Source organism: Vibrio sp. YT-17 (genome assembly GCF_033337375.1).
GTDB classification, from domain to species: domain Bacteria; phylum Pseudomonadota; class Gammaproteobacteria; order Enterobacterales; family Vibrionaceae; genus Vibrio; species Vibrio alginolyticus.
Window position 1 is genome coordinate 1 of record NZ_JAWOQP010000137.1, and the last position, 1,203, is coordinate 1,203.

2 pseudogenes are annotated in these 1,203 nt (G+C 38.5%); both read right to left on the reverse strand.

The features are described 5' to 3' along the window. Nucleotides 1–288 (reverse strand): annotated as a pseudogene (locus R7F67_RS24460) (virulence protein); the annotation flags it as partial. 624 nt (nt 289–912) lie between these two features. Then, nucleotides 913–1,203, reverse strand: a pseudogene (locus R7F67_RS24465) (HAAAP family serine/threonine permease); the annotation flags it as partial.

A 1,203-nucleotide genomic window follows, 5' to 3' on the forward strand; every position in this document is an offset into this window, starting at 1 on the left:
GTCAGGTAGGGGAACACCTTCATAGCGTTCTAAATAAATACGAGCAAAATAGTAGAGGGCGAGCGTTTCGGGCGAAGCATCTTGCGGAACCGTGAGCACATTTTCTTTGATTGAGCGAGGTTTACCCATAGAACGGAAGTAGGTACTCAACATGGGTTGGCTTTCGGGCGAAATGTGTTCTTCGAGATAGATATGTTTATCTGTATTGGCGAAGACATAACCAGTCTGGAAGAAAAGTCCAATCACCGCTAATAGAGCGCAAGACAGCGTTTTAATCGGAAAGTGCATGAGCTTATTAATAAATTGTGATCTCGTTAAGTAGCAGTACTTGCTAAGTCTATCACTTCTTATCTATTAAGTGATTATGGATTCCCCAAGAATAAGGGATTTTAAGACAAGCATAAATGTTTGATTTGTTTTAATTTTTTGATTTATAAAGAAAAGTGCTTTTTATAAGTTGGGAAATAATTTTAATCGCAATATAAGGGAACCGGAGGTTTTGACTGAGAAATAGCGATAATCGGTGAAGATATTTCCATGTGAATTATGTGTGATACTGCTCCCAAAAGTGATTCCGATCTCCAAAAGATGATTTTGGTGTCATAAATATTTAATGTTTGTATGGGTTGTTAAAAAAATGGATATTCGACATAGTGTTATTAAGCCAAAGTAAATTGGCTGTTCATAACAAACAGGAGATTATTTATGCATAACGAAATGATTCAACCGTCGCACTTCGGCATCATTGCTCGCACTTGTATCGCCTCAGTAGTAATGTTGGCGGGTGTTTTCGCTCTTATTTAGTGGAGTGACGTAAGCTAGATTACGTTTTAGAAAACAAAAGCAAAATTCAGGGAATTACCTTCAGTTGTAAACGGTATTCCCCTGAAAATCACTCAAAGTAACCCCTTCTTAGCTGAGTAAGCTAAAAACCAAAGCACTTACCGCAACAATACCTGTGATCAGAACAAAATAGGTAGAGAGCTTTCCACGATACTGCTTCATCGACTCAATCTTATGTACCGCCAACATCGGCATAATGAACAAGATCATTGCGATAACTGGCCCAGATAACGCTTCCATCATGCCTAAAATACTTGGGTTCATGATTGCTGCAGCCCAAATTGACAAGAAAAGAACCACTACGCTAATACGATCAACACGTGTTTCAGACAAATTTGAGTGCTTTGTGATTAAGCCGTT